Annotated in this window: 17 protein-coding genes and 2 tRNA genes; 5 read left to right on the top strand and 14 right to left on the bottom strand. The window is 49.6% G+C overall.

Annotated features, from left to right (window positions below; genetic code table 11):
* Positions 1-71: 71 nt before the first annotated feature.
* From mgtE to ACI0FR_RS03285, 3 genes are all read right to left on the bottom strand, one after another.
* Entirely contained in the window at positions 72-1,451 is a 1,380-nt protein-coding gene (gene mgtE, locus ACI0FR_RS03295) for a magnesium transporter (protein WP_404906581.1), read from the bottom strand.
* A gap of 286 nt (positions 1,452-1,737) precedes the next feature.
* A complete protein-coding gene (locus tag ACI0FR_RS03290) occupies positions 1,738-3,018 on the bottom strand; it encodes a multidrug effflux MFS transporter (RefSeq protein ID WP_404906582.1) in 1,281 nt (426 codons plus the stop codon).
* 28 nt (positions 3,019-3,046) lie between these two features.
* On the bottom strand, positions 3,047-3,499 hold the full coding sequence (locus ACI0FR_RS03285; RefSeq protein WP_404906584.1) for a MarR family winged helix-turn-helix transcriptional regulator: 453 nt from the start codon (positions 3,497-3,499) through the stop codon (positions 3,047-3,049).
* A gap of 165 nt (positions 3,500-3,664) precedes the next feature.
* On the opposite strand from ACI0FR_RS03285, the gene ACI0FR_RS03280 reads away from it, so the two are divergent.
* Positions 3,665-5,710: a M3 family metallopeptidase gene (locus ACI0FR_RS03280; RefSeq protein ID WP_404906677.1), complete on the top strand. Its 2,046-nt coding sequence runs from the start codon at positions 3,665-3,667 to the stop codon at positions 5,708-5,710.
* 36 nt (positions 5,711-5,746) lie between these two features.
* On the opposite strand, the gene ACI0FR_RS03275 is transcribed toward ACI0FR_RS03280, so the two are convergent.
* A complete protein-coding gene (locus tag ACI0FR_RS03275; protein ID WP_343801263.1) occupies positions 5,747-5,953 on the bottom strand; it encodes a DUF1737 domain-containing protein in 207 nt (68 codons plus the stop codon).
* An 82-nt stretch (positions 5,954-6,035) separates the two neighbouring features.
* Positions 6,036-6,899, bottom strand: coding sequence for an HpcH/HpaI aldolase/citrate lyase family protein (locus ACI0FR_RS03270; protein ID WP_374829327.1), 864 nt, complete (start codon positions 6,897-6,899; stop codon positions 6,036-6,038).
* A gap of 148 nt (positions 6,900-7,047) precedes the next feature.
* On the opposite strand from ACI0FR_RS03270, the gene leuD reads away from it, so the two are divergent.
* The gene (gene leuD / locus ACI0FR_RS03265) at positions 7,048-7,653 is read left to right on the top strand and encodes a 3-isopropylmalate dehydratase small subunit (RefSeq protein WP_374829325.1); all 606 of its coding nucleotides are present in this window, start codon (positions 7,048-7,050) and stop codon (positions 7,651-7,653) included.
* 27 nt (positions 7,654-7,680) lie between these two features.
* Complete coding sequence (locus tag ACI0FR_RS03260; RefSeq protein ID WP_374829323.1) at positions 7,681-8,103, top strand: metallopeptidase family protein; 423 nt, start codon at positions 7,681-7,683, stop codon at positions 8,101-8,103.
* Between the two features lie 58 nt (positions 8,104-8,161).
* Here ACI0FR_RS03260 and ACI0FR_RS03255 read toward each other — a convergent pair whose 3' ends face one another.
* The 7 genes from ACI0FR_RS03255 to ACI0FR_RS03225 form a co-directional block, all read right to left on the bottom strand.
* Entirely contained in the window at positions 8,162-9,196 is a 1,035-nt protein-coding gene (locus ACI0FR_RS03255; RefSeq protein ID WP_374829321.1) for an aspartate-semialdehyde dehydrogenase, read from the bottom strand.
* A 391-nt stretch (positions 9,197-9,587) separates the two neighbouring features.
* Positions 9,588-10,700 (bottom strand): 3-isopropylmalate dehydrogenase, encoded by a 1,113-nt coding sequence (gene leuB, locus ACI0FR_RS03250; protein WP_374829319.1) that lies wholly within the window; start codon positions 10,698-10,700, stop codon positions 9,588-9,590.
* A 125-nt stretch (positions 10,701-10,825) separates the two neighbouring features.
* Positions 10,826-11,017 carry a Trm112 family protein gene (locus ACI0FR_RS03245; RefSeq protein ID WP_374829317.1) on the bottom strand — a complete coding sequence of 64 codons (192 nt, stop codon included), beginning with the start codon at positions 11,015-11,017 and terminating at the stop codon, positions 10,826-10,828.
* 40 nt (positions 11,018-11,057) lie between these two features.
* Positions 11,058-11,750, bottom strand: coding sequence for an LON peptidase substrate-binding domain-containing protein (locus tag ACI0FR_RS03240; protein ID WP_374829315.1), 693 nt, complete (start codon positions 11,748-11,750; stop codon positions 11,058-11,060).
* A gap of 16 nt (positions 11,751-11,766) precedes the next feature.
* Positions 11,767-12,726: a thioredoxin gene (gene trxA, locus ACI0FR_RS03235; RefSeq protein ID WP_404906585.1), complete on the bottom strand. Its 960-nt coding sequence runs from the start codon at positions 12,724-12,726 to the stop codon at positions 11,767-11,769.
* A gap of 149 nt (positions 12,727-12,875) precedes the next feature.
* Positions 12,876-13,175, bottom strand: a complete 300-nt coding sequence (locus ACI0FR_RS03230; protein WP_404906586.1) for a putative quinol monooxygenase — start codon at positions 13,173-13,175, stop codon at positions 12,876-12,878.
* Between the two features lie 9 nt (positions 13,176-13,184).
* Positions 13,185-13,733 (bottom strand): prolyl-tRNA synthetase associated domain-containing protein, encoded by a 549-nt coding sequence (locus tag ACI0FR_RS03225; RefSeq protein WP_404906587.1) that lies wholly within the window; start codon positions 13,731-13,733, stop codon positions 13,185-13,187.
* Between the two features lie 308 nt (positions 13,734-14,041).
* Between ACI0FR_RS03225 and ACI0FR_RS03220 the strand changes: the two genes are divergently transcribed.
* A tRNA-Gly gene (locus tag ACI0FR_RS03220) sits at positions 14,042-14,116 on the top strand.
* 234 nt (positions 14,117-14,350) lie between these two features.
* Positions 14,351-14,425: transfer RNA gene (locus ACI0FR_RS03215), tRNA-Gly, on the top strand.
* Positions 14,426-14,564: 139 nt separating this feature from the next.
* Here ACI0FR_RS03215 and tam read toward each other — a convergent pair.
* Positions 14,565-15,332 carry a trans-aconitate 2-methyltransferase gene (gene tam / locus ACI0FR_RS03210; protein WP_404906588.1) on the bottom strand — a complete coding sequence of 256 codons (768 nt, stop codon included), beginning with the start codon at positions 15,330-15,332 and terminating at the stop codon, positions 14,565-14,567.
* 75 nt (positions 15,333-15,407) lie between these two features.
* Positions 15,408-17,057, bottom strand: a complete 1,650-nt coding sequence (gene ettA / locus ACI0FR_RS03205) for an energy-dependent translational throttle protein EttA (protein WP_404906589.1) — start codon at positions 17,055-17,057, stop codon at positions 15,408-15,410.
* Between the last annotated feature and the right edge of the window lie 97 nt (positions 17,058-17,154).

The raw sequence follows: 17,154 nt of genomic DNA, 5'->3' as shown, positions 1-17,154 counted from the left end.
TTTGTTTTTATGCATGTCTTTATACCATTTTATGGTGACATGCGTTTTACACTGTTCTGCCCCAGTTGAGACTATAACAGGGTTCCCGTCAGGATCGCGAGTGCTACACTGAAATAGATTACAAGTCCCGTTACGTCCACAAGGGTTGCCACAAAGGGCGCTGATGCACTGGCCGGATCAAAGCCCAGCCTTTGCATAATAAAGGGTAGCATCGAGCCGACAACCGAGCCGAATGTCACGATACAGACAAGAGCCATACCAACTGTTGCGGCAATCAGATACCAGTATGTGCCATAATCGTAAAAACCAAGCCACTGCCAGCTGATAATACGGGTGACACCGATCAGCCCCAAGAAAGCGCCAAGTGCGACACCGGCCGGTAATTCACGCAGCGCCACACGCCACCAGTCTTTCAAACCAAGTTCCTGCAGAGCCAGCGCACGAATGATCAGCGATGTGGCCTGCGAGCCCGAATTACCACCCGAACTCATGATCAACGGTATAAATAGGGTGAGGACAATGGCTTTTTCAAGCTCGACCTCATAATGTTGCATCGCACTGGCGGTCAGCATTTCACTCAGGAACAAAATTCCCAACCAGCCGCCACGCTTTTTCAACATCTGAAAGAAGCCGATTTGCATGTAAGGCTTGTCCAGCGCTTCCATGCCACCGAACTTATATGTGTCCTCACTCATCTCGTGAGTCATGGCATCAAGCACGTCATCCACGGTCACAATGCCGATCACATGGCGTTTTTCATCAACCACCGGCACCGCCAGCAAATCATGTTTACGGAAAAGCTGCGCCAGATCTTCACGATCCGTCAGTGGTGAAATCGACACCGGATCCTGATCGCGGCTGACAGTGATGATAAGCTCGTCCGGCTGACACATAATCAGACGGCGCAATGTCACCACGCGCTGTAAAACCTTCGTGTTCGGATCAACCACATAAATGGCATAAACTGTCTCGCGGGAGCGTTCCACCTGACGAATATAGGTGAGCGTTTGCGCCACCGTCCAATTGGCCGGCACTGCGATGAACTCAATGGTCATCAGGCTACCGGCAGTGTTGGGCGCATAACCCATCAATTTCTTCAGCGCGACCTTGGTTTCAAGAGCGAGCAGAGGAAATAAATGGTTGCGTTCCGGCTCATTGAGAGCCTGAAACACGTCTGTCGCGCGGTCGGCGGACATTGCATCAAGCAAAAGCGACGCCAATGCCGGCGGCAGCATAGCGATAATCGGTGCTGCTTCGTTTAATTCCGGCTGATCCAGCAGGCGCACGGCATGATCATGAGAGAGCTGCGATACAACTTGTACAGCATCATCGAGATCCAGTTCATTGACCACTTCCACTGCATCAGCAGTGCGCATGGTTTCGATTTTTTGAACAATTACTGCGGCCGGCAAATCAGCCACATTCAATACTTCCGGTGTAAAATCGGTCATAAGTTTGCCTTTCTGTCGATCCGCCGTCAAAGGCAGATCGTGCAAACCGACCAAAAACGATCAGATCACGATGCCGTTGACGGCTGGCACAATCGACTGTGACTGTCGCTGGGCATAAGAGCATAGACTCCGGTTGGTTGATGCAGGCAATGCGAAATAAAATTACCTACGCCGCGCTGTGTGGGCTTTGTCGCATTTAATGTCAAGACATCAATGTTTCAAGCCGCCACATCTAAGCTTTAGTGAGACCTTTTTGCACTATTATGACAATTTACCGCATAATGACTTACCGCATAATGATCGGCTGAGAAACCGGCAATCTGCACCATAGAATATAGCTCACCATCGCCAATACACCAAAGGACGGAATAAGCACAGCCAATGCCACTATTGGATCGCGCATCGTAGCGGCAATGGCACCGCCCACCAAACCGCCGCTCATCTGGAAAAACCCCATCATGGCGGAGGCAGAACCCGCCATTTTCGGGAAAGGTGCCATACCGGCAGAGGTCATTTGCGGCATGACAAAAGAAATGCCGAACGCGTAACATGCCATCGGCAACATAACCCGCAAATAGGTCGGCTCAAAAAGACTAAGCATGATGACAATCAAAAGACTTGCCATACCAATAATCACATAACCGACTGTCGCCAGTTGACGCGCATTGAAACGCCCCATCAGCACCCGAAACAACAGACCGCCGCTCAGATAAAAGCTTGTTTGCAATAAAAGGCCGAGGCCAAATTGTGTCGGGCTCAGGCCAATCTTCTGCATTAAAACAAAAGGCAAAATAATGGCTGCCGTATAAAGCGCGCCTGTTGCACCGGCAACTGCAAGGCAAGGATACATGAAATGGCGGCTTTGCAACAAACGCCCGTAAGACGACAACAGGGGCTTTAATGCCAAGCGGCTGCGGTCAGGCGTTCCGGTTTCGCGGATCACAAAAACAGCCGTTAGCACCACCGCAAGCCCAAGCAAAACCATGATGATAAAAATCGCATGCCAACCGAAATAATACATCGTCAAACCACCAAGCGTTGGCGAAACGGCAGGCCCCACCGCAATGACAATGCCGATGAGGTTCATCACGCGTGCAGACGCTTCATTGGTAAAAAGATCACGCACCATTGCGCGCGACACTGTCACTCCGACGGCAGCACCTACCCCTTGGAAAAAGCGGGCAACCAGCAAAGTTTCGATATTGCTTGATAATAAAGCTGCAACACTTGCAATCAAATAAATCAGCATATAGCCGATGGTAACGGGTCTGCGCCCCCAGCCATCAGCCATTGGCCCGCAAACAAGCTGCGCCAGACAAAAACCACCAAAAAAGGTAGATAATGTCAGTTTCACCATCGCTTCAGTTGTGCCAAAAGCCTGCACGATTTCAGGCATTGCAGGCGTGTAAAGCCCCATTGATACAGCACCGATAGCAGCGATAAAGCCACCAACGACACCCACCAGACGCTCGCTCATCAAAGGTGCGGGCTGTACTGATGTGTCGTGCATGGTGGTATCAGATGCGTCTTCAGATAAGTTTACAGTTTGAGCCAAAACTTTTTCCATAATTAGATTCCACCTGTCGCCCGCACTCTCAACCACGCAATCGTTGGGTTAAATGTTCACGAATATTTTTAAGCCGCGCGTTCAGCATTTCCCATTCGCCGGGCGCCAGAATGGAAGCGACCAGCTCACGCGCCGCGCGGGATATTTCATCGACGACATTAAGAACGTGATCAGCCGCATCGGTCAGTTCAACAAGTTTGGCGCGCCGGTCACATGGATCTGCGCTCCGCATCACCAAACCTGCTTTTTCCAAGCGATCAAGATAACCTGACACCGTCATGGCCTCCACGCCCATATGCTCGGCCAACACTGTCTGGCGCACAGGTGCATGGCGCGCCGTATGTACAAGAGTGCGGGCTTCGGCGGCGGTCAATTCAAGACCGGCATCGGCAATACGTCGATCAATTTCTGCCCGATAAAGACGGGCAATATCATTGATCAGAAACCCGAACGAATCCGGATTATAACGCGGGATCGGCATTAATAAGGTCTCCTTATAGTAAGGTTTACTTATTATTTTTTTATATTTCCGTCAAGCTTCACCTTGTGAGCGGTTGGATAAAGGCATAGATCAGATGAAAACCATCAGCATCGGAGCGAGCCGTTCATGTCAGACTCTAACGCCACTCATCAGCCATCTAACAAAATGGCCAATAAAACCGCCCAAAATGCCCTCACCCACTGGAATGGTGCACTGGGTCTGCCGGATTTCAATGCCTTTACCGATGATGATTTTGGCCAAGCTTTCGAAGCGGCCTTCGCCCAGGATCTTAAAGAGGTTGAAGCCATTGTTGCCAATGAAGCAAAGCCTTCCATCGACAATGTGCTGAAAGCCTTGCAGCTTTCCGGCAAAGCGCTGGAGCGTGTTTCTTCTATCTTCTGGATGCGTGCGGGTGCGCATAGCAATGATACGATCCAAGCCTTGGAACGTGATGTAGCACCGAAAATGTCGCGTCATTATTCCCGCATCATGATGGATCCGCTACTATTTGCCAAAGTGGACGCACTTTATGAAAAGCGTGATACGCTCAATCTTGATGCTGAAACTTTGCGCGTTTTAGAAAAAATCTGGAAAGGTTTTGTGCGCTCCGGTGCTAAACTCGACAAGACCGGCAAAGCGGAGCTGGCTGGCATTAATGAAGAACTGGCAAGCCTTGGTGCATCCTTCAGCCAGCATGTGCTGAAAGATGAATCACAATGGGCGCTCTATCTGGACGCGCAAGAAGATCTTGCCGGTCTTCCGGATTTCTTGACCAATGCCATGCGCAATGCGGCGCAGGAGCGCGGCCGTCCCGATGCTTGGGCGGTGACCCTTTCCCGCTCTATTATCGAACCGTTTTTGACCTTCTCGCAAAATCGTAACTTACGTGAACAAGCCTTTACCGCTTGGGCGCATCGCGGCCAAAACAATGATGCCAATGACAATCAGGCCATTGTCGCAAAAATCCTTCAGCTTCGCGACCGCAAAGCCAAATTGCTAGGTTATGATAATTTTGCCGCCTTCAAGCTCGATGACACAATGGCGAAATCCCCTGATGCAGTGATGAATCTGCTTGAACCTGTTTGGGAAAAAGCCCGCACTAAGGCTGCCGAAGAAGAAGCTGAACTGACCAAACTCATCATCAAGCAAGGTGGCAATCACAAGGTTGCGCCTTGGGACTGGCGTTTTTATGCCGAACAGGTGCGCGCCGAGAAATTCGCCTTTGATGAAGCTGAGCTGAAACCTTATCTGCAACTCGATAACATCATCCAAGCCTCTTTTGATGTCGCCACCCGTCTTTTCGGCATCACGTTCAAAGAGCAAAAAGGCATCAAAACATGGCATCCGGATGTGCGTGTTTTTGAAGTTTTCAATGCGGACGGCAGTCGTCGCGGTTTGTTCTTAAGCGATTATTTTGCCCGCACCTCCAAACGCTCCGGCGCATGGATGAGCGCTTTGCAATCCGCCCACAAGCTTGATGGCGGGCAACAGCCGATCATTTATAATGTGATGAACTTTGCCAAGCCTGCCGAAGGCGAACCTGCATTATTATCGCTTGATGATGCGCGCACACTCTTCCACGAATTCGGCCACGCTTTGCATGGTCTTTTGACCGATGTGACATGGCCGGCTGTTGCCGGAACCGCTGTTTCGCGCGATTTTGTCGAATTGCCGTCACAGCTTTACGAGCACTGGCTGACCGTGCCGGAAATTTTAGAAAAATATGCCGTGCATTATCGCACCGGTGAAGCGATGCCAAAGGCATTGCTTGATAAAGTGCTGGCCGCACAAACCTTTAATGCCGGTTTCCAAACGGTAGAATTTACCGCTTCCGCCTTAGTTGATATGGCATTTCACACAAGTTCCGCCAAAATTGATGCCCCAATCAAGTTTGAAAAAGAAACACTGGCGAAACTTTCCATGCCGGATGCGATCATCATGCGTCACCGCACCCCGCATTTCACCCATGTGTTTTCGGGCGATGGTTATTCGGCCGGTTATTATTCCTATATGTGGTCGGAAGTTTTAGATGCCGACGCTTTTGCAGCTTTTGAAGAAAGCGGCGATCCGTTCAATCCGGAACTCGCGGCCAATTTGAAGAAATATATCTATGCAGCCGGCGGCAGTGCCGATCCGGAAGAATTGTATAAAAAATTCCGCGGCAAAATGCCAAGCCCTGAGGCGATGATAGCCAATCGCGGTTTGAATTAATAAAAAAGGCCGGTCACTGACCGGCCTTTTTATTAATCAATATTCGCCAAGCTTAATGTCGGGCGTATATTCAACACCTTCAACTTCCTTGGTTACCGGTTGGCCGCAATGCAGCACACCAGTGGCAGCATTAAACGCATAGGTTGGCGAACCTGCAAGTTCCCAGCCCTTGTTCAAAGCGGCCGTTACCCGATGACAAAATGCTGAATCATCAGGACCTGTGATAAAACGATAAAGCTTCATATTATTTCTCCTTCAAAAACCGCCATAAAGTGCAAATCTTATGCCGAGCTTAAGCGATTGCATCTGTTTTTAAATAAAGATTTCAAATCTTTGCCAAAACCCGTTCCGCCATTTGCAAATGCAAACGCTCGATCATCTGACCATTTAATGACACCACGCCTTTACTGATATTTTCTGGCCGCGTGAAGAGTTCCACCACTGCTTTTGCATGCGCTATTTCATCTTCGCTTGGAGAAAAACCACGATTGGCACCGGCAATTTGTGACGGATGGATCAGTGTCTTGCCGTCAAAGCCCATCGATGCGCCCTGCACGCATTCGGCTTCAAAACCATCCATGTCTTTAAAATCATTATAGACACCGTCGAGCACTTCCAAACCACCCGCCTTGGCGGCCAAAATAATCTGCATCAGCCACGGCACCAGATAAGGGCGGCCAGGCAAGGTGCGGATACCACTTTCGCGCGCAATATCATTGGGCCCCACCACAAAAGCACGCAAACGGGCAGAGGAACGACTGCCCAATTGTGCAATTTCATCGGCATTGAGAATACCGCGCGGCGTTTCGATCATCGCCCAGATGCGGCAGCTTTCCGGCGCATCTGCTTTATCCAGTTTTCGCGCCACATCGATCACATCTTGCGGGCGCTCAACTTTCGGCACCAGCACCCCATCAACTTGTTGCTCTGCCGCCATTTTTACATCATCATCGCCATATGCCCCATCAAGAGCATTAATGCGTACAATACGCTCGAAAGGCACAGTGCTATGTGATTTCAAATGCGCTGCCAGCTTTCCACGCGATGCCACTTTTACCTCATCGGCAACAGAATCTTCCAGATCATAGATGATCGCATCAGCACCAAGCTCAAGCGATTTTTCCAGTGCGCGCGCATTGGCAGCCGGAACAAACAAAACCGAACGGCGCGGCCGCGTGATGTTTTTCATTAGTGTTTGTGCCCCTCTATAAAACCCATTAAAATTCGTCTTGTGACTGCGTCAGATTGCTCATCTTAAGCTTGCACAAGTTGACTCTGTGAATAGCTGGTGTAAACCCTCTTTCAACAATGAAATTACCAACCGACAGGTTATGGCCATGGATAAATTTACCAAGCTCACCGGCGTCGCAGCTCCACTGCCGATTATCAACATCGACACGGACATGATTATTCCGAAGGATTACCTGAAGACAATCAAACGCACTGGTCTGAGCAAGGGTCTTTTTGCCGAAATGCGCTTTAATGAAGACGGCAGTGAAAACCCTGATTTTGTCCTCAACAAACCAAGCTATCGCAATGCCCAGATTTTGGTGGCAGGCGATAATTTCGGCTGCGGTTCATCGCGTGAACATGCTCCTTGGGCTCTGCTCGATTTCGGCATCAAATGCGTCATCTCCACCTCTTTTGCAGATATTTTCTACAATAACTGCTTCAAAAACGGCATTTTGCCAATCAAAGTGACACCGGAACAGCTGGAAATGCTGATGGATGATGCATCACGCGGCTCCAACGCCACGTTAACGATCAATCTGGAAGATAAAACTATTTCAGGTCCTGACGGCGGCACGATTCACTTTGAACTGGATGATTTCAAACGTCATTGCCTGCTCAATGGTCTGGACGATATCGGCCTTACTATGGAAAAAGCAACAAGCATCGACACTTTTGAAACCAAGAATGCAGAGCTGCGTCCGTGGGCCTGAAAAACTGCTGCGGGGCTGATTGACACTATGCCCCAATCTGACCAAACCGGAATATGGGCGTCGAGACTGGCGCCCAATCTGACTGAAATCGAATCACTGACGTTTCAAGCATATGCGCATCTGCCACAAGAATTTCGTGAGCTGTGCCCGGACATGACCATCCATGTCGCTGATTTTCCCGACGATTCAATCATTGAAGATTTAGGTCTTGATACACCTTTTGATCTGCTCGGTCTTTTTGAAGGAGAGGGTTTGGGAGAACGCTTTACCTTGCAAACAGACAATCAGCGTCCCAACCGCATGACCCTGTTTCGCCGCGCCATTCTCGATTATTGGTGCGAGCATGATGAAACACTGCATGAAATCATCACCCATGTGCTCATTCATGAGATCGGCCACCACTTTGGCCTTGATGATGATTCAATGATGTCGCTGGAAGAAGCAAACTAAAAAATGCCGCCTGATTGTCATCAAGCGGCATTTTTAATAGATAGCGACAAGCTTAAGATTAAGCCTTATGCGCCTTTGGTGTGATCAGATCACGGGCAATCAGAAGTTCTGCAATCTGCACAGTGTTGAGCGCGGCACCTTTGCGCAAGTTGTCGGACACAACCCACAAGGACAAACCGTTTTCAACAGTGATGTCTTCACGGATACGGCTGACAAAAGTTGCATCTTCGCCGGCTGCTTCATAAGGGGTGATGTAGCCGCCGGCCTCACGCTTGTCGATCACCTGAACACCTGGCGCATTGCGCAGAATTTCAGTAGCTTGTTCAGCGGAAAGTTCGTTTTCAAACTCGATATTCACCGCTTCCGAGTGACCGATGAAAACCGGAACGCGCACGGCTGTTGCAGTAAGCTTGATCTTCGGATCAATCATCTTCTTGGTTTCAGCGGTAACCTTCCACTCTTCCTTCGTGTAACCGTCTTCCATAAATTCGTCGATGTGCGGAATGACGTTAAAGGCAATGCGCTTGGTGAAAGTTTTGTTGGTGACAGGATCAGCGACAAAAACAGCACGTGACTGGGTGAACAACTCATCCATGCCCTCTTTACCAGCACCAGAAACGGACTGATAAGTGGCAACAACAACACGCTTGATGGTTGCTGCATCATGAAGCGGTTTCAAAACCAGTACAAGCTGCGCAGTCGAGCAGTTTGGATTGGCAATGATATTGCGCTTTTTAAAGCCCTCGACAGCATCAGGGTTCACTTCCGGCACAATAAGCGGCACATTGCTGTCATAGCGGAATGCGGATGAGTTATCGATGACAACGCAACCCTGTGCCCCAATCTTAGGTGACCATTCCTTGGAAACATTGCCGCCAGCCGACATCAGGCAGATATCGGTGTCGGAGAAATCATAATCATCCAGCGCTTTGGCTTTGAGGGTACGGTCGCCATAAGCAACTTCACTACCTACACTGCGGCGTGATGCAAGTGCAACCACTTCATCTGCCGGAAAGCCGCGTTCTTCAAGAATATTGAGCATTTCGCGCCCGACATTGCCTGTAGCGCCAACAACTGCAACTTTAAATCCCATTATTATCTCCTGTCCCTCTCCGCTTCCAGACCAGATTTTCCACACTTCACGCGGAAATCTCTGCCCCCGGACCAGACCCGGGAGAGGGCGAGCAGGCCAAGGGAAATCAGACCGTTTTAATGGTCGTTTTCAACACGGTAGCCATAGGTTTTATAGAGGTAGAAGACATGCAGACATTGCCAGCGAAATCACCGGCAGTTTTCATCGAAACTGATAATGTTGCATCAACCCGTATCACGCGAGTTCTCCTTGTCCACATGCGCTTTTAAGCTGTTTCACGCAAGAGTCAATTGGCCGAACTCAGCGCAGATCAAAATTTCTGAAACAAAGGCATAAAAAAACGCCGCCAGATGAACCGGCGGCATTCTCAGTCAAAATATAGCAGTCAAAATCAAGCTGACAGCGCTTTGAACTTTGCCAAAATCGCATCGCCCATTTCGGCAGTGCCAACTTTTTTATTGCCTTCCGACCAGATGTCACCGGTGCGAATACCATCATCGAGAACGCCGGAAATAGCAGCTTCCAGACGATCAGCTTCAGCAATCAGGCCGAAGGAATAGCGCAAGCACATTGCAAGTGAGGCGATCATCGCGATCGGGTTAGCAATGCCCTGACCTGCAATATCCGGGGCCGAACCATGTACCGGCTCATAAAGCGCCTTGCGGCTACCGGTCTTAGGATCAGTTGCACCAAGGGACGCGGATGGCAACATGCCAAGCGAACCGGTCAGCATGGCGGCCACATCCGACAGCATATCACCAAACAGGTTATCGGTGAGGATGACGTCAAACTGCTTCGGCCAGCGAACGAGCTGCATACCACCAGCATCGGCCAGCATATGCTCAAGCTGGATGTCTGCGTGCTTTTCTTTGTGGCGTGCGGTGACGACCTGATTCCAAAGAACGCCGGACTTCATCACGTTGCGCTTTTCCATCGAAGTGACTTTACCGCGGCGGGTGCGCGCCAGTTCGAAAGCAATATCGGCAATGCGTTCGATTTCGTAGGTGTCGTAAACCTGCGTATCGATACCGCGCTTTTGGCCATTGCCCAGATCAATGATTTCTTTCGGCTCACCGAAATAAACACCACCGGTCAGCTCACGCATGATCAGAATGTCGAGACCTTCGATCACTTCAGGCTTCAGAGAAGATGAATGGGCAAGTGCCGGGTAGCAAATGGCCGGACGCAGGTTTGCGTAAAGTTCCATTTCCTTACGCAGACGCAACAGCCCCGCTTCAGGGCGCACTTCATAAGCAACATCATCCCATTTCGGGCCGCCAACGGCACCAAAAAGCACAGCATCAGCTGCCAGCGCTTTTTCCAGATCTGCATCCGAAAGAGCCTGACCGTGGGCATCATAAGCACAACCGCCTACGAGACCTTCTTCGGTTTCAAAGCCAAGTTTCAAATCAGAATTGAGGAACTCAATAATCTTACGGACTTCCGCCATTGCCTCAGGGCCAATGCCGTCACCGGGCAGGAGAAGAAGTTTTCTAGATGCCATAATGCCAAGCCTTCATTTGCAGCAGATATTAACTCTCAAGCGTTATAAAGAGCGTTGAGCAAACAGGCAACACAATCTGTACTCTGATGAAGTGGCCGCACCATAAAAACAACACTATTGACTAATTATTCAATAATGCGCGCCTCAGAAGGCAGCATAATCGGCACACCATCGCGCACCGGATAAGCTAATTTGGCTTTTTGCGAGATCAATTCATTGTTTTCACGGTCAAAACGCAAAGCCGTTTTGGTTAAAGGGCACACCAACAGCTCCAGCAAGCTGATGTCTACTTCCCCCTGACTTTGCGCTTTTTCCATGATCAACCCCATTGTTTAGGAATAACTAATTTAATCTTGCCTATTGCAGACGTTTATCAAAATCATCCTGCTCACGCGCCAGCACCATTTCGGTTATTGCAATCAATGTTGCCGCACGTGTTTTAAGATCAGGCGCTTCCAGCAAGGCTTGTTTTTCTGCCGCACCAAAAGGTGACATGATCGACAAAGCATTAACCAGCATCGCATTATCAGCACGGGCAATACCTTCCCAATCCGCTTCCAGATTATTGGCTTCCAAATAGGCACGGAATGCCGCCAACAATGCCTCACGATCCACATCGTCGACATCTGCCGGATCGCTGAGATCATTTAGAAAAGGTACGATCTTGCAGATACGATACGGCTTTTTGACGTTAAGCTCTTCCACCATGCGAAAACGACAAATGCCGTGCAGTGTGATCAATAAGCGACCATCACCGCTTTCCACATAGCTGGTAATACGCCCCAAACAACCAATCATACTTAAATTTGGCCGGTAGTTTTCATCAAGCTCCTGCCCCGGATCAACCGGCTTTTCGGCCAAATCAGGTTGAATGAGGCCAATGATGCGGTTTGACGCCATCGCCTCATCCACCATCGTCAAATAACGTGGCTCAAATATATTGAGCGGAACCTGTCCGCCCGGCAATAATAAGGCACCTTGAAGCGGAAATACCGGCACTGTCTCCGGTAGATCATCACCACTGCGGTAATGGATATTTCCCGCCTGCATAATCAAAAACTCCTGCTCATTTAAACAATAAAGACGACAATTTGCGGCGCGCGGCCAATGTGGCTTTATCCATTACGCCCCAAAGCTCGAAAAATTGCACCAATTGCTTGCGTGCACCGTCATCTTCCCACTCGCGGTCGGCTTTCATGATGGCCAGCAATTCATCGGCTGCCGCATCGCGCAAGCCTTGGGCATCATAGATTTTTGCCAGATCAAAGCGCGCCTGATGATCGTTCGGATCAGCTATCAAACGTGCCTTCAACTGTTCCGGATCACCAAGGGTTGCCACCTGCTCTGCCAGCTCGATACGCTTGACCACTTTCTCGACAGCCGGATCACTCTTCTGATCTTCCGGAATGGCTTCTAAAATCTCGCGTGCTTTGTCGAGTTCACCTGCATCCACCATGCAGGTCGCAAGACCGGCAAGCGCTGGCAGATTATCCGGCATCTGCTGCAAAATAGCCGAATAAACTTGCGCGCTCTGGGCGAAATCGCCCTCACTACGCAAAGTTTCAGCCGTTTCCAAAGCTTCCGCCAATGCAGTTTCCTGCGCACTTGGACCACTGATTTTCGCAATGAATTCGTTAATTTTTGATTCAGGCTGCGCGCCCATAAAACCATCGACCGGCTGACCATCAACAAACGCGATCACCGCAGGGATGGACTGAACCCCTAACTGACCGGCAATGCTTGGATGATCATCAATATTCATTTTAACCAGCTTGACCGCACCCGCTGCCTTTTTAACAGCAGCTTCGATCACAGGTGTCAATTGCTTGCAAGGGCCACACCAAGGCGCCCAGAAATCCACCAGCACAGGCTGCTTGCGGGATTCGGCGATAACATCCGCCTGAAAACCCGCAGTGGTAGTGTCTTTAATCAAACCACCGGAAGCCGAAATATTGTCAGCACCAAAACTCACACTTGCGTTCATTTGATTGCCGCTCACGGCGTATGGATTGTCCTGATTGCTCATCCCGCATCCCTTTTGGCATTTTTACCGGCAGTTATCTTAAAAAAACCGGTATTTAACTATCATTCTCAGATGGGGATATTATACACAATTTCAAGAGAATGCGCCTCCCCCGTCCTATTCAAATCTTTAATCTGCGCACATCATTGTGTTCAGGTCTTGCGCCCCGCGCCCACGTCATAAACGGTCAAGTCGCGGTCATGAATGCCAAGCTGCGGCCATGCTTTTCGCCATGTTGCAATATGTTGAGACGCAAAATGCTGATCCAATGCCGCTTGATCGCGCCAAAGCTCTTTCACATGGATAAGCCCCGCTTCCAAAACATCTTCCGCATAAGAATAACCAAGACATCCATCTTCAGCGCGACTTGCCAAAATCATCGCCTGCATAATGTCGCGTGCAGCGGTTAAATTTTCCGCAGGCAGCCGGACAGTTCCAACAATCAATAACATAATGCACCCTTATGCTTCTTGTGCAACGCTTGCTTCACTATCAGCTTCATTCACGGATAGTTTCACAATCAGCGGCTCGTGGCCGGTTGCACGCAGAAACACCAATAAATCCTCGCGGCTGATGGATGTGGTTGCTTCATTGATCAGCGGATGCGCATTGATAATATCATTTTGCATCAACACCGCATCCAGCACGATCTGCACCTGAAGGTCACGGTCATTCACCGCACCCAGCACAGTCACAGACCCCGGAATGACGCCTAACAGCTCCATCAAGAGTTCAGCTTTGCAAAAAGACACGCGACCGCTCGCACCGATCAGATGATGCACTTGCTTCAAATCCACAACCGCGTTGTCACCAACTGTCAGTAGAAAGATTTTGCCTTTCTTGTCTTTGACAAAGAGGTTTTTGGTATGCGCGCCATTTGATTCCAAACGATATGCCTGCGATTCAGCCACCGTAAACAAAGGCGGATGGGTAATGGTTGTATGTTTGACACCCAATTCATCCAGATATTCAAACAGTCCGGCAGGATCCAACGGCTTTTGCATTGTCATCAACTCATATTCGCTTCAACGATTCCATTTTCAAATCAATCTTATAGCAGTCACCCACACGAACAAGCCAAGGGATGCGAATAGAATCGCACTTCCAGCTGCCGTTTTCACGATTCGAATATGTGTGAACAGCAAAAAGCACTGTTTCAATCTGCACTTATCAACAGGCCAGCACAAACAAAGCCTGAAAAACAGACGTCTCACACAAAAAACTGCAATAAAATGCAGCCACACGCATTTTTGCTGTTGCTTTCAGTCAAAGCTTACGCCATATAGCGCCCATGCCTGATGTTTAAGAACTGGCGCGAGCGGGTGTAGCTCAGGGGTAGAGCACAACCTTGCCAAGGTTGGGGTCGAGGGTTCGAATCCCTTCGCCCGCTCCAGTTCTTAAAGGCCAACCTTCCCTTAAAATTGAAAATTAATCACCTCTTGAAAATCAGGAACGAGAGATCAGACGCCTTTACGGTGCTTTTGGTGCTTTCTTTTAAGGCTTTGTTTTCCCTAAACAATTCAATATCAAAAAAATAAAAAAAGTCGCATTTTTTCTCAATTGACCTCTTGCAATTGGCAAAACTTTACGGCATATAGCGGTTGTTCGATGTTAAGAACTGGCGCGAGCGGGTGTAGCTCAGGGGTAGAGCACAACCTTGCCAAGGTTGGGGTCGAGGGTTCGAATCCCTTCGCCCGCTCCAGTTCTTAAACGTCCTTTTCCTTTAAAAATTTGACTATCAAATACAGAGCTCTCGCATAGCTTTATGCTGCCGTCCGGCATCCGCCCAAGCCCATCAGGCTGGCACGATAGACTTAAAGCACCAGCCCAACGCAATTCCATTATTTTTTCTGCGCCAGAATAAAGATACGCGGAAACGCCAGCAGCACTTTGCCGTCTGATGCCACATTATAATGCCGGTTGAGTTCATCTGCGTATTGCGCCAGATAGTCCGCACGCTCTTCATCGCTTAGCGGATCAATAAACGGGCGCAAGCCGGTACCCTTCACCCACTCCACCACAGCTTCGATACCATCAAGCGGGTGATTATAAATCGTATGCCAAATATCCACATGCACGGCATCACTGCAAAGCGCTTCATAATATTGCGACACTGGCGGCAGCACTTCGCGCGCTTTATTGCCGATACGGCTTTGCCAGCGCGGGTCTTGAGCCACCTTAATCATCGACTGATGCGTGGCTTCACGCAAATTGTCCGGCATTTGAATCGCTAAAAGTGCCCCGCTTTTTAATGAGCGAAACAGACGCTGCATCTGTGCTATGTGATCCGGAACCCATTGAAACACCGCATTGGAAAACAATAAATCTGCTTGCGGCTGTGGTTGGTAAGTTGCCACATCGCCCAGTTGAAAATCCACCTCAGGCAGGCGCTGACGTGCCTTTTCAATCATATCGGGCGAGGTATCAAACCCCAAGATCGAAGCCTTTGGCCAGCGATCGAGCAGTACCTCTGTCGAGTTTCCCGGCCCGCAGCCGATATCGACAATATGTTCCAAATGATCCGACTTGATTTGGTTGATTAGATCTTGCGCCGGTCTGCTGCGTTCATTTTCAAATTTCAGATATTGTCCTGCTGACCAGTCTTTCATCACAATCACCTCGTGCATCATAGTGTCCATAACATACAAAAAAAGGCCGGTGATCAACACCGGCCTTTTCAAATTTTAGCGCGTCAGCGGCTTGTAAGTGACCCGCTTAGGGTTGACGCTTTCAGGTCCCAGACGACGGATTTTATCCGCTTCATAGTCCTCAAAGTTGCCTTCAAACCATTCCACATGGCTGTCGCCTTCAAAGGCCAGAATATGGGTGGCCAGACGGTCGAGGAACATACGATCGTGGGAGATGATAACAGCGCAGCCGGCGTATTTTTCCAGCGCATCTTCCAGAGCCGCCAAGGTTTCTGTGTCCAGATCGTTGGTCGGTTCGTCAAGCAGCAGAACGTTGCCGCCGGCCTGCAACATCTTGGCCAGATGCACGCGGTTACGCTGACCGCCGGAGAGATTGCCGACTTTCGCCTGCTGATCGCTGCCCTTGAAATTGAACGCACCGCAATATGCGCGCGAGTTCATTTCATGCTTGCCGAGCTTGATAATGTCGCTGCCGCCGGAGATTTCCTCCCAGACGTTTTTGTCCGCATTGAGGTGATCGCGGCTCTGATCAACATAACCAAGATGCACGGTTTCACCGATACGGATGGAACCGGAATCAGGCTTTTCCTGACCAGTGATCATTTTGAACAGTGTCGATTTACCGGCACCGTTGGGACCAATCACACCAACAATACCACCTGGAGGCAGTTTGAAGGTGAGGTTTTCGATCAGCACGCGATCGCCAAAAGATTTGGTGAGATTTTCTGCCTCGATAACCACCTGTCCCAGACGTTCGCCAGCCGGAATAAGGATTTGTGCATCGCCTGCACGCTGATTTTCAGCCGCTTCAACCAATTCGTCATATGCCTTGATACGGGCTTTCGATTTGGCCTGACGGGCTTTAGGGCTCGCTGAAATCCACTCACGTTCACGCGAAAGCGCTTTCTGACGGGCATCGTCTTCACGGCCTTCCTGCAACATACGCTTGGATTTGGCTTCCAGATAGGCAGAATAGTTGCCTTCATACGGAATACCGCGACCACGGTCGAGTTCGAGAATCCAGCCAGTCACATTGTCGAGGAAGTAGCGATCGTGCGTAATCAGCAGCACAGCGCCTTGATATTCACGCAAATGCTTTTCAAGCCATGCGGTGGTTTCAGCGTCCAAGTGGTTGGTCGGTTCATCAAGCAGCAATAGATCCGGCTTGGAAAGCAACAGCTTGCACAGAGCCACGCGGCGGCGTTCACCACCAGACAAAACAGCGACATCAGCATCCGCCGGCGGGCAGCGCAATGCTTCCATCGCCATTTCAACCTGACTTTCCAGATCCCAAAGATTCTGGCTATCGATGACATCCTGAAGCTTCGCGCCTTCATCGGCAGTTTCATCAGAATAGTTCATCATCAGTTCGTTATAACGGTCAAGAATGGCTTGCTTGTCGGCAACACCTTCCATCACATTACCAAGAACTGTTTTGTTCGGGTTGAGCTCAGGCTCCTGTGCGAGGTAACCGCAGGTGGCACCATCGGCCAGCCATGCTTCGCCGGTAAATTCTTTATCAAGGCCAGCCATGATTTTAAGAACAGTCGACTTACCAGCGCCGTTTGGCCCCAGAATACCGATTTTTGCATCGGGATAAAAAGACAAATGAAGATTTTCAATAATCTTCTTTGTGCCATAGGCCTTATTGAGGCCCGACATATGATAAATGAATTGGCGTGCCATAAAGCGCGTCATCTCCGATTAAGAGCACCCTATCCCACAAGGTAAGACTAGAAAGTGCTATGCAACAATGATCTGTCTCCTGCCATTATTGACGAAT

It is taken from the genome of Paenochrobactrum sp. BZR 201-1 (genome assembly GCF_044987585.2).
Taxonomy (GTDB): domain Bacteria; phylum Pseudomonadota; class Alphaproteobacteria; order Rhizobiales; family Rhizobiaceae; genus Paenochrobactrum; species Paenochrobactrum pullorum.
Note: the sequence above shows the minus strand (reverse complement) of the source record. Positions and strands in the feature narration are given on the sequence as shown.

What these genes read in the sequence shown, in the direction of transcription:
- leuD (WP_374829325.1), top strand. Translation starts at nt 7,048, where the DNA reads ATGGATAAATTTACCAAGCTCACCGGCGTCGCAGCTCCACTGCCGATT.
- ACI0FR_RS03260 (WP_374829323.1), top strand. Translation starts at nt 7,681, where the DNA reads ATGCCCCAATCTGACCAAACCGGAATATGGGCGTCGAGACTGGCGCCC.
- ACI0FR_RS03230 (WP_404906586.1), bottom strand. Translation starts at nt 13,175, where the DNA reads ATGTTATTGATTGTTGGAACTGTCCGGCTGCCTGCGGAAAATTTAACC.
- ACI0FR_RS03225 (WP_404906587.1), bottom strand. Translation starts at nt 13,733, where the DNA reads ATGACAATGCAAAAGCCGTTGGATCCTGCCGGACTGTTTGAATATCTG.
- ACI0FR_RS03290 (WP_404906582.1), bottom strand. Translation starts at nt 3,018, where the DNA reads ATGGAAAAAGTTTTGGCTCAAACTGTAAACTTATCTGAAGACGCATCT.
- trxA (WP_404906585.1), bottom strand. Translation starts at nt 12,726, where the DNA reads ATGAGCAATCAGGACAATCCATACGCCGTGAGCGGCAATCAAATGAAC.
- ACI0FR_RS03285 (WP_404906584.1), bottom strand. Translation starts at nt 3,499, where the DNA reads ATGCCGATCCCGCGTTATAATCCGGATTCGTTCGGGTTTCTGATCAAT.
- ACI0FR_RS03270 (WP_374829327.1), bottom strand. Translation starts at nt 6,899, where the DNA reads ATGAAAAACATCACGCGGCCGCGCCGTTCGGTTTTGTTTGTTCCGGCT.
- leuB (WP_374829319.1), bottom strand. Translation starts at nt 10,700, where the DNA reads ATGGCATCTAGAAAACTTCTTCTCCTGCCCGGTGACGGCATTGGCCCT.
- ettA (WP_404906589.1), bottom strand. Translation starts at nt 17,057, where the DNA reads ATGGCACGCCAATTCATTTATCATATGTCGGGCCTCAATAAGGCCTAT.
- ACI0FR_RS03245 (WP_374829317.1), bottom strand. Translation starts at nt 11,017, where the DNA reads ATGGAAAAAGCGCAAAGTCAGGGGGAAGTAGACATCAGCTTGCTGGAG.
- ACI0FR_RS03255 (WP_374829321.1), bottom strand. Translation starts at nt 9,196, where the DNA reads ATGGGATTTAAAGTTGCAGTTGTTGGCGCTACAGGCAATGTCGGGCGC.
- ACI0FR_RS03275 (WP_343801263.1), bottom strand. Translation starts at nt 5,953, where the DNA reads ATGAAGCTTTATCGTTTTATCACAGGTCCTGATGATTCAGCATTTTGT.
- ACI0FR_RS03280 (WP_404906677.1), top strand. Translation starts at nt 3,665, where the DNA reads ATGGCCAATAAAACCGCCCAAAATGCCCTCACCCACTGGAATGGTGCA.
- tam (WP_404906588.1), bottom strand. Translation starts at nt 15,332, where the DNA reads ATGAAAGACTGGTCAGCAGGACAATATCTGAAATTTGAAAATGAACGC.
- mgtE (WP_404906581.1), bottom strand. Translation starts at nt 1,451, where the DNA reads ATGACCGATTTTACACCGGAAGTATTGAATGTGGCTGATTTGCCGGCC.
- ACI0FR_RS03240 (WP_374829315.1), bottom strand. Translation starts at nt 11,750, where the DNA reads ATGCAGGCGGGAAATATCCATTACCGCAGTGGTGATGATCTACCGGAG.